The sequence below is a fragment of the Pseudomonas sp. NPDC088885 genome (assembly GCF_044750025.1).
In the GTDB taxonomy this organism is placed as follows: Bacteria; Pseudomonadota; Gammaproteobacteria; order Pseudomonadales; family Pseudomonadaceae; genus Aquipseudomonas; species Aquipseudomonas rustica.
Window position 1 is genome coordinate 1 of the sequence record NZ_JBIVJB010000047.1, and the last position, 14,960, is coordinate 14,960.

7 protein-coding genes are annotated in these 14,960 nt (G+C 59.3%); 6 read left to right on the forward strand and 1 reads right to left on the reverse strand.

The annotated features are described in order from the left end of the window. Both ACIP1X_RS18115 and ACIP1X_RS18120 read left to right on the forward strand, forming a co-directional pair. The coding region (locus ACIP1X_RS18115; RefSeq protein WP_400754037.1) for an alanine/glycine:cation symporter family protein at nucleotides 1-1,292 on the forward strand (1,292 nt) is incomplete at its 5' end. A gap of 170 nt (nucleotides 1,293-1,462) precedes the next feature. Next, nucleotides 1,463-2,467: an asparaginase gene (locus tag ACIP1X_RS18120; protein WP_400754039.1), complete on the forward strand. Its 1,005-nt coding sequence runs from the start codon at nucleotides 1,463-1,465 to the stop codon at nucleotides 2,465-2,467. A 72-nt stretch (nucleotides 2,468-2,539) separates the two neighbouring features. Here ACIP1X_RS18120 and ACIP1X_RS18125 read toward each other — a convergent pair whose 3' ends face one another. Further along, nucleotides 2,540-2,971: a hypothetical protein gene (locus ACIP1X_RS18125; protein WP_400754041.1), complete on the reverse strand. Its 432-nt coding sequence runs from the start codon at nucleotides 2,969-2,971 to the stop codon at nucleotides 2,540-2,542. 411 nt (nucleotides 2,972-3,382) lie between these two features. Here ACIP1X_RS18125 and ACIP1X_RS18130 point away from each other — a divergent pair, with 411 nt between their 5' ends. The 4 genes from ACIP1X_RS18130 (at nucleotide 3,383) to ACIP1X_RS18145 (ending at nucleotide 14,960) form a co-directional block, all read left to right on the forward strand. Beyond that, nucleotides 3,383-4,378: an AraC family transcriptional regulator gene (locus ACIP1X_RS18130; RefSeq protein WP_212550327.1), complete on the forward strand. Its 996-nt coding sequence runs from the start codon at nucleotides 3,383-3,385 to the stop codon at nucleotides 4,376-4,378. A gap of 250 nt (nucleotides 4,379-4,628) precedes the next feature. After that, complete coding sequence (locus tag ACIP1X_RS18135; protein WP_400754044.1) at nucleotides 4,629-5,654, forward strand: histone deacetylase family protein; 1,026 nt, start codon at nucleotides 4,629-4,631, stop codon at nucleotides 5,652-5,654. A 172-nt stretch (nucleotides 5,655-5,826) separates the two neighbouring features. Then, nucleotides 5,827-10,416 carry a hypothetical protein gene (locus ACIP1X_RS18140; RefSeq protein ID WP_400754047.1) on the forward strand — a complete coding sequence of 1,530 codons (4,590 nt, stop codon included), beginning with the start codon at nucleotides 5,827-5,829 and terminating at the stop codon, nucleotides 10,414-10,416. Beyond that, on the forward strand, nucleotides 10,413-14,960 hold the full coding sequence (locus ACIP1X_RS18145) for a dermonecrotic toxin domain-containing protein (RefSeq protein WP_400754049.1): 4,548 nt from the start codon (nucleotides 10,413-10,415) through the stop codon (nucleotides 14,958-14,960). Before ACIP1X_RS18140 ends, ACIP1X_RS18145 begins: the two co-directional genes overlap by 4 nt.

Below are 14,960 nucleotides of genomic sequence, written 5' to 3' on the forward strand. Positions count from 1 at the left end.
GACATCTCAGCTCTTTGCAGGCCCTGATGCTCAGCCTCGCCGGCCGCGTCGGTGCAGGCAACATCGCCGGTGTCGGCATTGCCGTGACCCTCGGCGGTCCGGGTGCGGTGTTCTGGATGTGGGTGACCGCACTGGTCGGCATGTCCAGCAGCTTCTTCGAATGTACTCTGGCCCAAGTCTACAAACGCGCCGATGGCGACGGTCTGTACCGTGGTGGCCCGGCCTACTACATTCAGCACGGCCTGAAGCTCAAAGGCATGGCAGTGGTGTTCTCCGTTCTGCTGCTGGTCACCTACGGCTTCGCCTTCATTGGCCTGCAGTCCTACACCGTGACCCACTCGCTGCAGAACGCCTTTGAATTCGACCCGCGCCACACCGGTATCGTCCTGGCGGTGCTGTTGGCCATCACCTTCCTCGGCGGCATCAAGCGCATCGCTTCGGTGTCCGACCTGTTGGTACCGATCAAGACCCTGGCCTATATCGGCGTGACCCTGTACGTGATCGGCACCCAGATCGAACACGTGCCCGCCATGCTGGAAACCATCATCAAGAGCGCCTTCGGTCTCGACCCGGCCTTTGGTGGTCTGCTCGGCAGCGCCATCGTCATGGGCGTGAAGCGAGGCGTGTTCGCCAACGAAGCGGGTCTGGGCAGTGCGCCGAACGTCGCCGCCGTGGCTGCGGTGAAACACCCGGGCGCGCAAGGTGTGGTTCAGGCTTTCAGCGTGTTCCTCGACACCTTCGTGATCTGCACCTGCACCGCGCTGCTGATCCTGCTGTCGGGCTTCTACACGCCGGGCTTCGAAGGTGACGGCATCGTCCTGACCCAGAACTCGCTGGCCGCCGTGGTCGGTGACTGGGGTCGCATGTTCGTCAGCGTCGCGCTGTCGCTGTTCGTCTTCACCTGCATCCTCTACAACTACTACCTGGGCGAGAACAGCCTGCAATTCCTCACCCGCAACCGCGCTGCGCTGATGATTTTCCGTGGCCTGGTGCTGGCGCTGGTGGTCTGGGGTTCGATGCAGGACCTGTCGACCGTGTTCGCCTTCGCCGACATCACCATGACCTGCCTGGCCTTCGTCAACCTGGTGGCTTTGGCCATGCTGTTCAAGGTCGGCATGCGCGTAATGCGCGACTACGACGAGCAGCGTCGCGCCGGCGTCAAACAGCCGGTGTTCGATTCCAGCAAATTCACTGACTTGGATCTGGACCTGAAAGCCTGGCCAACCAACCCGCCGGCAACAGCGGGCAAGACCGAAGCCGAGCCGCAAGGCGTACCTGCAGCGCAACGCTGACAGGTGAATGACGGGCGCATCCCCTGCGCCCGTCAGTTATTGTGATGCAATAACTTGTAGGAGTGAGCCTGCTCGCGATAGCGGTACATCATTCAACATTTATGTTGGCTGAAAGACCGCTATCGCGAGCAGGCTCACTCCTACAGGAACTCATCGTTTCGGAGAATCCTATGAATTCGTCGACTTATCCCGCCGCCCAACACGTCATGGTGCTCTACACCGGTGGCACCATCGGCATGCAAGCCAGTGCCAATGGCCTGGCTCCGGCGTCCGGCTTCGAAGCGCGGATGCGCGATTACCTGCACAGCCAGTCTGAACTCGTCGTGCCGCAGTGGCGCTTTCGCGAGATGTCGCCGCTGATCGACAGCGCCAACATGACCCCAACTTATTGGCAGCAACTGCGTGAAGCGGTGGTCGATGCCGTGGACGTGCAAGGCTGCGACAGTGTGCTGATCCTGCACGGCACCGACACGCTGGCGTACAGCGCGGCGGCGATGAGCTTCCAGTTGCTCGGCCTGCACGCTCGCGTGTGCTTCACCGGTTCGATGCTGCCGGCGGGCGTGACCGACAGCGATGCCTGGGAAAACCTCGGTGGCGCACTGGTTGCCCTCGGCCAAGGCCTGGCGCCGGGCGTGCACCTGTACTTCCACGGCGAACTGCTGGCGCCGACCCGCTGCGCGAAAGTGCGCAGCTTTGGCCGTCATCCGTTCAAGCGTCTGGAGCGTCAGGGCGGCGGCGTGAAAGCCCCATCGATTCCGGCGTCGTTGAACTATAACCAGCCGAAGCAACTGGCCAAGGTTGCCGTGCTGCCGCTGTTCCCCGGTATTAGCGCTGGAGTTCTTGATGGCCTGCTCGACAGCGGCATTCAGGGTCTGGTGCTGGAATGCTACGGCAGCGGCACCGGGCCGAGCGACAACCCGGAGTTTCTGGCGAGCCTCGGCCGCGCGCGGGATAACGGCGTGGTAGTCGTTGCCGTGACGCAATGCCATGAAGGTGGGGTTGAGCTGGATGTGTATGAGGCCGGCAGCCGCTTGCGCGGGGTTGGCGTGATGTCCGGTGGCGGCATGACCCGTGAGGCGGCGTTTGGCAAGTTGCACGGGTTGCTCGGTGCTGGGCTTGAAACTCAAGAAGTGCGCCGACTGATCGAACTCGACCTCTGCGGCGAACTCCTCTGACCAGCGCTTGCCAACACTCTTCCCGTCATAAATAAACCTTCCTGCAAAATTGATGCAGGAAGGTTTAAACAATCAAGCTAGCGTAACTTCAAATTTGCCACGCGTAAGTTTGGAGTTTCCTTCCCGATCGCTCTGCACATTGTCCAGTAATCCAGTGATATTTTTACTGCCCTCTTGCCACTCCACTCGAATCCAGCCACTTGTCGGCAACCACTCTTGCCCAGAATTTTGAAACAGGAAGTAAACGGGCTCGCCGTCCCCAACAAACTCCACTTTCTGATTCAAAAAGGTTTTCTTGATAACTACACCAATAAAATGATTAAAACTCGGATCTCCACCACTCATATCGAAATCCAAGACAATATCATTTGCGCGTACTTCGGCGTGACTGACAGGAAACGTATGCTCGACACCGTCTACTTCGACTTTAATTTGACCTCCAATCGCTTTTTTGCTCTTGTTGAAAAATTCCAGCGGATACTTTTTAGCGTCTGAATGACTCATGCAAAAACTCCTTCTTAAATCATGAAATAAAAATCCATTCTTGGTACTAACAAGCACTTTGCGTCTTACAACCTGAGAGATGCAATTGCAAATTAGACCCAACTTTTCAAGCTGTCAAAAAACAAATAAACAAATAAATAATTACGACGAGCGGTCAAGATTTATAAAGAAAACTGTAATTTCTGACAGTAGACCTCAACTTAATTAAAATCTAAAATTGACAAGGGCCATTCTCTCAGTGCGTAAAACAACAAAAAATACTATATATTCTTAAAAAATAAATCCCAAACTATTAAACTGAAAACATCCCAACAAGATGGCTAAGCTGTTTGTATTTAATTTCCATTTACTCTGACGAGATCACCGGCACAGAAATTGCTGAGCTTTTTTATTCATTGCCGGAAGCTCCCAATGCTCCACTCCCACCTCACTACCCTCAACGCGGTCTCGCTGATCCTCAACACCTTCAAAGCCGAAGGCCTGTCGAGCGAGGCGCTGCTCAACGGCAGCGGCATCAGTGCGGCGGATTTAAACCGTGCCGACACACGCATCACCACCAACCAAGAGATGCAGGTCTGCGCCAACGCGGTCGCGCTCAAGCACGATATCGGTCTGGAACTGGGCCGGCGCATGCACGTTTCCTGCTACGGCATCCTCGGTTACGCGCTGCTGACCTGTGCCACCTTCGGTGACGCTTTGCGTTTGGCGATCCGGTATCCGGCGCTGTTGGGAACACTTTTCGAACTGAGCCTGGAAGACGATGGCGAGCGCGTTTGGTTCGTTGCGGCGGACTATCGCGAAAGTCCGGCAATGGCGGTGTTCAATGCCGAGTTCTGCCTGGTCTCGCTGAAGGTCATTTGCGATGACTTGCTCGGGCATCCGCTGCCCTTGCTCGCCACGCGGTTCGAACACGCCGCGCCGGATTACCGCGACAGCTATGCCGAACACTTCAACTCGCCGCTGCACTTCGCCGCCAAGGACAACGCCTTCGCCTTCGACCGACACTGGCTCGATCAACCGTTGCCATTGGCGGATGCCATTACCCACCAAGCCATGGCCGAACGTTGCCGCAAGCAGAACCTCGAATTCACCGGGCGTCAGGCGTGGCTGGGGCGGATCCGCCAGTTGCTCAGTGCGCAATTGAATGCCGCGCCGGGGCTGGAAGGATTGGCGCAGCAGATGAAGTGTTCACCACGCACCTTGCGCCGCCATCTGAAGGACATGGGCAGCAGCTATCAGGAACTGCTCGATGAACTGCGTTTCGAGCGGGCCAAGCAGATGTTGTGTGAGGATCAGCTGCCGATCTACCGCATTGCCGAAACGCTGGGCTTCAGCGAGACCGCGAGTTTCCGCCATGCCTTTGTACGCTGGAGCGGCGTGGCCCCGAGCCAATTCCGCCCACACTGAAACACGCAACCCTGTAGGAGCAGAGCTTGCTCGCGAAAGCGCCCGATCCATCAACACAAAATGTTGGCTGTGATGACGCTTTCGCGAGCAAGCTCAGCTCCTACAAAAGCATGTATTGGATCCTCAGGGGGCGAATTGCGGTCAGAGGTTTTGGCCAGATCAATCCCCTTTTGGCCTTTCCTGCCGTTCTCCGATTCGCCCTTCGCCGCAACACTGGGGGCAACCGAACCAGCCTTGCGGAGAACAACAAATGCTGACGATCTACTCAGACGATCACCACCTGCACCATGGCCGCTGCGAACTCATCGATGGCCAGCTCAAACCATGCTTCGAGATGCCCTCGCGTGCCGACCATGTGTTGCAACGCGTACAAAACCAGAACCTCGGCCCGGTCGAAGCACCAAAAGATTTCGGCCTCGAACCGATCGCCCGCATCCACAGCCGCGACTATCTCGATTTTTTCAAAGGCGCCTGGGATCGCTGGACTGAGTTCAACACCGACGGCGACTTGCTGCCGTACACCTGGCCGGCGCGCACCCTGCGCGCGATCAAACCGACCAGCCTGCACGGCCAACTCGGTTATTACAGCTTCGACGGCGGTGCCCCGATCACCGCCGGCACCTGGCAAGCGGCCTACAGCGCGGCGCAGGTTGCTCTCACCGCACAAGCAGAAATCCAGCGTGGCGCACGCGCTGCTTTCGCTCTGTGCCGCCCACCGGGACACCACGCTGCCAGCGATTTGATGGGCGGTTATTGCTACCTCAACAACGCCGCCATCGCCGCGCAGGCCTTTCTCGATCAAGGCCACAAGAAAGTCGCGATCCTCGACGTCGACTACCACCACGGCAACGGCACGCAGTCGATTTTCTACGAGCGCAGCGACGTGCTGTTCACTTCGATCCACGGCCACCCGGAAGCGGAATTCCCGTTCTTCCTCGGCTACGACGATGAGCGCGGTGAAGGTGCCGGTGAAGGCTTCAACTTCAACTATCCATTGCCGGCCGGTTCCGGCTACGACGTCTGGAGCGCAGCGCTGGAGCAGTGCTGCGACGAGATCGACCGCTACGGCGCCGACGTCATCGTCGTGTCGCTCGGTGTCGATACGTTCAAGGACGATCCGATCTCGCAGTTCAAACTCGACAGCCCGGATTACCTGGCGATGGGCAAACGCATCGCCGCCCTCGGCAAGCCGACGCTGTTCGTCATGGAGGGCGGTTACGCGGTCGAAGAAATCGGCATCAACGCGGTGAACGTGCTGGAAGGTTTCGAGCAGTAAACCCGGTTTACTGTGGCGAGGGAGCTTGCCCCCTCGCCACAGTCGCCCTGGCTGATCAGTCCCGCTTTTTTTGCGTGCGATACATAGATACCACCCACCCGCGAAACCACCCCGCTACCTTCGTGCATCCGACGCTGTGCTGCGCAGCGTCCGTCGCCAGAAGGATCTGAACATGCTCAACGACGAGCACATACTTGCGCGGTTATCCGCCCCGCCCACCGACTTGCTGACCCAACTGGTCACCGGCCCCTCCCTGCGTGAGGTCGGCTCGACGGTGCTGCGTTCGGCACTGGCCGAGCTTTACCCTGCGCTGGAACTCGACCCGGATCTGGTCATGGTCGGCACCCCTTCGTGGATCACCGAGAACCAGAGAATCATCGCCGGTGATATCCAGTTCGAGTCCCTGACCGACGCCCTGCTGTGGCATGTGATTGCCGACAAACCGGTGATGTACCTCGATGGCGAGCACTTCCTTACCCGCCAGCCGACCGCCAATCCGTCCATCCAGTTACCGGTCAACATCGATGCCATCGGCCGGCAGCTCAACACGCTCTCGAAAATGCTGTTCACCGCCTATCAGGAACAACAGCTCGATTACTGGAACGAGCACACCTCCGTGGATACGCCGCGCTGGCAAGAGCTCTCGCTGGCCTTGCGCGCGCGATGGAACCTCAAGCAGGTCAAGGGCTGGGACGCCGATCAACTGGCCCTCGCCCAACTGGTCTTCCACTATCCCGACCGCGTCGCGCGCCAGCCCCACGACACTTATCAGACCCGCATCTGCCTGGTGGATCTGGATCGCGGTGGTGCACACGCCGGGCACTTGAACACGATGGACATCGCCGTGGTCATCGGCGTGAAGCATGAGCGCACGCTGATCCTGAGCCACTCGGTGGTCATGGGTTTTCGTGCACATGCCTCGCTGGAGGCACTTGGCGATTACCTGGGCCTGTTCTCCGCCGACGTGCCGCCGGGCAGCCAACTCGAGTGGCGGCTGGTCGAGCCCGAAGGCGATTTCTTCGATACCCAGGCCTGCACGCTGATCGCCTTGCAGGCTCAGGCGTTGGGCGAGCTTGATTTCAGCAACAACAGCCGCCGAACAGTGCCGCACCGCGTCGCACAACACCCGCACAAAAACGACACGCGCTTCAATCGTATCGACCCGCTGCTGCCGGAATGGCTGGCCCAGGCACATCCCAACGACCTCAGCGCCTTCAGTCGACATCTGATGGATCTGGCGGAGATTCGCGAAGGCAGCACCACTTCGTTTGAACAGGAGATCCCGCCCATCCAGCGCTTTGCGCTGGATCACATCAGCCTGCAGATGCAGAAAAAGCACCCAGAAGCCAAGCAGCTGAAACTGGCGGATCTGCGTATCCGCATTGTCAGCCCGGTGGTGTGGGGTACGCAGGCCACCGGCGGCAGCGAAACGCTGATTCTGTCCCTGGCCGAGCTGGCGCTGGAAAACCTGATTGCCGTGCCGCTGGGCGACAAGACGCTGTACTTCCTCAACGCAGAGGCCGTTCCGGACTGGCTGACGGTCGCCTATGTGGAAGAGCTGGTGACCACGGTCAATGTCGGCAAAACCTACCCGGCCTTGATCAAGGAGCGGCTGATCGACGACCCGCTCAAATCGGTTTATCTGCGGGATCTGTACAGTCGTCATTTGCAAGTGCAACTGCCGCTGCTCGCCCTGCAAAACAAGATCCGTGGCGAAGGCGCCATCGATGAACAGGGTTATCGCTACGTCGTCGCGGTGATGAGTCCCGCCAGTGAGGCCCGGCGGGTCGACGATCAGGAAATCGTCATTCGGCCGCTGTCGTTCGTGCTCGACCAACAGGACGATGACCGCGCCGATATCGTCAGCAACATGTTCGTGATCGGCCCGCGCGATCAGAGCAAAGGGCCGTGTCTGCTCTACCGTCCGCTGCTCGATCACGCGTTGACCCAGTACCCGACGCCGGCCAGTCTGATCTACGCGATCAAACACTCGAAAAAGATCCGCGAATCGGTACTCGCGTGGCTGCCGGATCAGGTGCGCGCCACCTACTCCAATTACATCTTCCACGGCGACCTGCCTGACCTCGCAATCTTCGCCGAACTGCTGACCAACCCGCTGCTCAATGTCAATCTGAATAAGCCGGTGCGGCTCGGCAGCCAAGTGCTCGACGGTGATTACCTGCCCGCCCTGTTCAATGCCAACGCCTATGCGCTGATCGATCTCGCCGACCGCCAGTCGGTGTCCAACGCGGAAAGCCATTGGGCGACGCTCAAGCTCGGCGCGTGGAAACTGTTCAACGCGGTACTGCCGTTTCTCGATCCGACTTTCGGTGCGGCAGTGTGGATCTGGCAACTGTTCGATGACCTGCAACAAACCCTCGAAGCGGTACAGAACGACGACCGCGAACTGGCGCAAAGTGCGCTCACCGACCTGATCCTGTCGCTGGCCATGGTCCTCGCCCATCGCGCCGCGACGCGTGGCAAACCGGCGCAACGCTTTAGCGAAACGGTCGCGGAGCAGAGCAAAATCACTGGCACGCCGCTGCCGCCGGCGAAAATTCACATCAAACAACGGCCGGACATTTTCACCGCCGATCTGCCGGACAGTCATCAATCGGGCATCCACAGCAGCGGCGCCCTCAACCGCACACCCGTCAGTCTTGGTCAGACCCTGGAACGCTTTGCGATCGACAAACCCGCCGAGCTCGGGCAAGCCATCGTCGAAGGCCCGCAGCAGCACCTTTACGCCAGCGGCGAAAAACTCTACGCCAATGTCGGGGCGCGCTGGTTTGAGGTTCAGCTCAGCAACCAGCAGGATGTGCAGATCATCGATACTCGGCATCAGCCGACGCGCAGCGGCCCTCTGCTGGTGCACAACCGTCAGGGTCGCTGGTTCATCGACACGCGCCTGCGTTTGCGCGGTGGCGGACTGAAAAGCCGCAAGGCACAAGTGCTGCTGCAGAACGCGCAACGCATCGAAGAATTGCGCGGGCACCTCAAGGCCTTCAACGAACAACTTGACCCCACCAAAACAGCATTGATTGCCGCGCGCAAAGCGCTGACCAGCGCCACCGACGAAACGCTTCCGGCCCGTGAGGCGCTATTTCTGCAAAAGCTCGAAGCGCAGATCCGCATGTACGACACCACCCTCGGCTACCTCAAGGAACTGAACCGGATCGATGCCGTACCACGCTACCGCGCCTCAATGATTGAAATGCTCAGAGCCCAGCTGTTTTTCAACCAATCGTGGATCGATCACCTCGAACCGGCGTTCAAAACCTCGCTCGACCTGACACTCACCCTGCTCGCTGACGAGGAGATGGGCATAAAACCCACGGATCTGCGTCCTTATAAGGAGATGCTCAGGCTGTCCACGCTAATGATCGAGCGCATCGAAATGGCCCAGACGAATTTTCTCGAGCTTGGCATTCTCGGCAAAGAGGCCGCACAGGTTGCCAGTGATTTCAGAAAGAAATTGCCACGGTTCGAGGTCCAGGACATGAGGGCCCTGCTGGTGACCTTGACGCGCGAATTCTGCGTCAAGGACGGCGACGGCACTGCTGTGGCGCAGGCTCGCGAAAGCATCGAACGGTTGGTCGACGAGGCCGATCTGGCGATCCAGAATTCGCTCGATTTGCAACGCGAGGACAATTTGCTCGGCGACAACCAACGTATCGACGCGCTCAACACGCTGGTCGATCAGTTCACCAGCATCGACCAACGCCTCAAGGATTTGCCTGGGCAATTTGCCGACGTGATGATCAATGAGCAGCTTGAACTGCTGCAACGGCGCATCGATGAATTCGGTCAGCAAAGCACCCGACAACTGACGCAATTGCTGCGTGATCGAGGCCCGCAACAGCCGCAGCCGGGCCCATCACGCACGCCGGTGAAAAAAGCCATCAAGACCCGTTTCAAGGGCACGCAGCTTGCGGTGCCACGCAAGGAAGCCGAGGGTCACGTGCCGCTGGCCGACGTCAAAGCCAGCCTGACCGGCAAGGTGCTGGCGACCTTTCATGAAAAAGAACCCGGCGTATGGGTGCAGCGCTTGCGTAGCAAGCCCCTGAAACCTCAATCACCGCAAAGTCTGACCAGCATGATCGGTTCTGCGCAAACTCAACTCAATGCCGTGAATGGCTTTATCGAACGCCAGAAAAATCAGGCGCGCGAGCCCAATCGCCTACCGGTGGAAATCGAAGAATCCCTGACTCATCACGCCAACCAATTGAGTGAAACCGCGAGGGCCATCGAGCAGGCACTGGTCGCCGCACCGTCGTCTAATGCGCAGGCCGGCGCAGCGGTACAGCTCAAACAAAAACTCGACGCAGCGGTAAAGCAACTGAAGACCGAGGGACATCAACTGCGCGTGAGCATGACCAAGCGTCAGTTGCCGACGGCGCCGCGCGTGGAATGGCTGCTCGGCCACCAGGAAGTGACGATCGACATGATCCCCGGGCGCCGCCGCCTCAAGGGGCCGAAGAAAGACTTCCTCCAGGAATATGAAATTCGCGAACGCCAGAGCAACGCCGTGTTGTGGTACGCGCACTTTCATTACGAACGTGCCGACACCGCCGCCGAGCTGTTCAGTGCCGCTCACTTGAAGACCAAAGAGCAACGCCTGCTCGGCGGTTCCTACAACCTGAGCAGCGCAGCGAGTACCCAGGAAGTGATCGCCATCTATCGCAGTGAGATCGGCGTGCAACTGGCGAAGAAACTGTTTTTCTCCGTCGCCCCCTCGTCATCGACAGGGGCCCGCGCATGAGCCCTGCCATCAGCGTATCTTCGCAGCCGTCCTCGCCGCTGCTCGACAAAAGCCGCCTGGTCAACCTGACCAGTCATGGCCCCACGCTGGGTGATGTCGCCGCGCAAATGCTCGGCGAAGCCTTGCGCGCACGTTATCCCGAGCGGGTGCTGGATCCCGATGAGTGCATGATCGGCACACCGCAATGGCGCAACGAAGACGATCAGATTGTGCCGGCGGGCACCCGCTATGAATCCCTGACCCACGCTTTTGTGCGCCTGAACCTGAATGGCGCCTCGGCAAATTTCATTGCTGCAGAGCACTTTTTGACCACTGAGCCCGACGCGCCGACGCCGATCCATCTGGCGGTTGATATCGAAGAAATCGGCCGGCTGCTCAATGACTACACGCCGCTGTTGTTTGTCGAGTATCAGGAACGCCAACTGGATTTCTGGAACAGCGACACCCGCTCCGAACCTCGCTGGCAAGAGCTCGCCGACACCTTGCGCACCGCCCTGGACGTCAATCAGGTGCAAGGCTGGAGCCCCGAAGAATGTGCCTTGGCCAGATTGATCTTCACCGCGCCCGACAAGCAGGCGCGCTTGGCGCTGCAGGGTGAATTCAGTGAGGTCCAGGCCGGCCTGATTGATATCGACATCCTCCAGAGCGCCGGTGAAACCCATTTATTGCTGGGCGGGGCCTTGATCATGCGGGCCAGGCATCAAGGCCACGAACGGGTGTTGATGTACACGATCGAGAGCGGATATGAGTCGTTCGGCTCGATGGATGCGCTCGGTGCATCGCTGCCCGCGCGCCTCTCCGAACAGCTGGATGGCCGCCCGATGCAATGGCGCCTGTTCGAGCCTGACGGGAATATATTCGATCACATGGCCTGGGCGTTGGTGGCTTCGCAACTCGACGCAATTGTCGCGCTCAGCGACAGTGCCAGCCCCTCGGCACCGGCGACGCTGACTGCGCCGGTGGTACCCGCCGAGGAAAAGGCCCGGCTGGATAAACTCGAATCGGCTATTCCGGATTGGCTGCACAGCGCTTCGGCGAAAGATCTGGCGGCTTACAGCAAATACATCACCGGGCTGGGCAGGCTGTACCGCGACCCGGTGTTCAAGAACAGCAAGGACCTGATCGAGCCCATCGACCGTTTTGCCCAGCGCTTGATGCGTGAAGCCGTTATTCGCGACAAACATGCCGAAGGCGCCGCGACCCTGCCGCTGGATGATCTTGAAATCAGCATCACCAACAGCTTTACCGCCGGTGATCTGACCCTGCCCAATGCGCTCGACACCTACACACGAACGCTGGGTGAATTCGCGCTGGAAAACAGTGCGCCGTATCAAGCCAATCTGCGCTTCAAACACGGTGAAACGGTGCCCGCGTGGCTGACCGTGGACTTGCTGTTGCAGCTGTCGCAGCAAGTCGATATCGGCCAGGTCTACCCACAGTTGATCAAGCGCCGATTGCTCGATGACCCGCAGGAATCGGCACGCCAGGCAACGCTGTACCACCGGCAATTGCGCTTGCTGTTGTCGCTGGCCGCGCTTGAAAACAAGGTGCGAAGACAGCATGGGTTTGATGACACCGGTTACACCTATATCCGCCAACTGGTAGGCGAGCTCATCCCTTCTTCGCACAAGCTCTCGATCTGCCCGCTGACCCTGATCCCGCAACATCGACTGGTCAGCGTCGCCGATACCGTGACCAACATGTTCATCATCGGCCCGAGTGACCCGGACAACGGCCCGTGCATTCTTTACCGCCCGCTGTTCGATCCGCCATTGATGCAGTTTCCGTCACGGCAAAACCTGTTGTACGCATTGCATCAACCGGGTGAGCTGCGGGACTCGGTACTCGCCTGGCTACCCGACCGCCACTTGAGTTTCGAGTACGCGCAATACGTGTTTCCGGTTGGCTTGCCGTCGCCGTGGCTGATCACTCAACAACTGTCCGATCCCAACCTGCGCCTCGACGGGCTCGGCCATGTGAGTTTCGGCAATGACGATATCAAGGGTGATCGGCTCCAGGCATTGTTCGAAAGCAACGCCCGCGCCATTGTTGAACTGGCAGATCGACAATCGCTGTCCAACGCCGATCAACGCTGGCTGCTGCTGCAGGAGTGCAGCTGGAGCCTGTTCAATGTCGCCTCGAATTTCCTGACTGGCGCACTCGGTACAGCGGTGTGGGTGTGGCAAAGCATCGAAGATATACAACAAGCACTCGATGCCCACGAGCACGGCAATCAGCTCGGTGAATGGACGTCGCTGGGCAATGTGTTGCTGACGCTGGGGATCATCCTGACGCACCACGCCGTGCGGCAACGACGCTGGGCATCCGATACCGTCGACACGCCGCGCCCGCTGATTGAAGCACCGCACAAAACCACGGTTGCTCCACTGATCTCAAGCTTTGATCCGACGTCCTTGCTCAACGAACTGCCGGCTCGCCATTGCTCCTCGCTTGAGGTTGGCGGCTCGGTGCCGCGACGCAACCCCAACGAGTTGGGGCGCTATCTGGATACGTTGAAAGTCACCGCGCCAGACCTCAACCACGATGAGCTGATCACACTCAACGCCGAACCGCCTCATCTCTACCAGCTCGGCGACAAGACGTACGCACAGGTGCGCGAGCGCTGGTTTGAAGTACGCCTGGACCCTGACGATCAAGTCACCCTGTGTGTCCCCGGTGATCCGACCCGCAGCGGTCCGCTGCTGACCCACGGCCTTCAAGGCCTCTGGTACATCGACACGCGATTGCGCCTGCGCGGGGGTGGACGCAAAAGTCGCCTGCAGCATTTGCGGCATACCAACGAGCTGCGCAAACAGGCGCTGGAGAGCGCGCTGCTGGCGTTCAAGGAGCGCGAAAAAGTCCTCAAGGCCGAATTGGCCATGGCACTCAACGTCAAGCTCAAGGCCACGGCGCAAACCACCGAAGCGGCAACCCGCGCCTACGAGCAAAAACTCGAAGCGATCATCACCGAGTACGGCACGGCGCTGGAACAACTGCGCGAATGGCGGACCAAGGGCGGCACGGTGGGTTACGTCTACGACATGGTGCGCATGACCACGGAAATGCAGAAACACATCGCGCTCTGGTATGTGATCAATGTGCACGCCTACATGAAGGCCACCGATCCACTGGCGTTCGGTACGCCAAACGATGCACCGGTGCCCCGTCAGATCTACGCCGATGCCATCGCCCGCTCGATCGAACTCGGCCAGCATCTGGGGGAAAAACTGACCCTTGCCCACGCATCACTGGAACATCTGAAGGTGCTCGGCAAAGTCGGCATCGTCAAAGCGGCGCAACTCGAAGCCCTGCTGCCCACCGCCACCGCGCTGGATTTCAAAGCCAACGAAATCGGCATGTCCCATGAGCCGTGCATGGAAGACCGCGACGATCCGATGATGGATCAGGTTCGCGAGCAAGTCGGCAGTATCATCGTCAGCTCGGCGAGTGCAGCGCAGGAACTGGCCATGCAGGTGAAGGCGAGCACCGCCACGGCGCAACCGACAGCGGAACTTGAGCAGATGAACCACTTCATCGAAACCTTCAACGATGCCGACCAGCGCCTGTTGGAGTTGCCCGACACTTACCCGGCGCTGGTCAAGCGTGCGCCGGTGATGCACCTGCGCACGCTGATTGAAGAGTTTCGGCAAGTGGCCCAATCACGTCTCGATTCGCTGTTGCTCAACATAGAAAATCTGCACATCGCCGAGGCGCCACACACCGAGCGTGCCGGTCCATCGCGGGCGATGATCAAGGTCTACAAGACGCGCCCGCGCGATCCGCTGCCGGCCCCTGCTGCGAAGAGTCCGGACGAAGCAGTCAACAAAATCCTGCCCAAGGCGCCGTCGTCGACAAGCCCGGTACGCGACGATATCGAGACCATCGACAACGGTTTGAAGCTCATCGTCGACTACCCGAGCTTCCTCAAGCGCACCCGCAAGGACGCCCTGCGACCGTCGCGTATTCCGGCTGACATGCAGGAAATCCATGACCAGTACGCACTGAAGCTGGAGCGCAGTGCCGCCGATGTCGAACTAGCGTTGAACAACCTGCGCGAGGCGAAGAAAGACCTGCCGCCGGTGGCCGATCTGAGTGCAGAACTGCGTGAGGCGGCACAGCTGACCAGGCGAGAAGGTGTGGGTCTGCGCGCCACGCTGTACAAACTGCGCAAGCCAACCCAGGCCAACTTCAAATGGATGCACGAGCACGCACAGCTCAGTCTTGTTCGCGATGGTCGCGGGCGCATTCCCACCAAGCAGTTCGGCGACTTTTTTCAGGAGTATCGGATTCTCGACAAGGCCAATAACGACCAGCCGCTGTGGGTCGCACACTTCCATTACAAAACCCTGAAAACCCCGGCGGATCAACCGACGACCGCGCACCTCAAGGTCGCTGATGCTTACCTTGATTCGCTCACTGCGGATCAGCACAAGGCCTTGAGTGCGTTCGAACCGGTCAACGGTGTCTTGCGCAAATTGAGCGATGCGGCGTTGCGCAAACTGTTCCTCGATCTGCCTGCACCGGAGCAACCCGCGGCCTCTTGA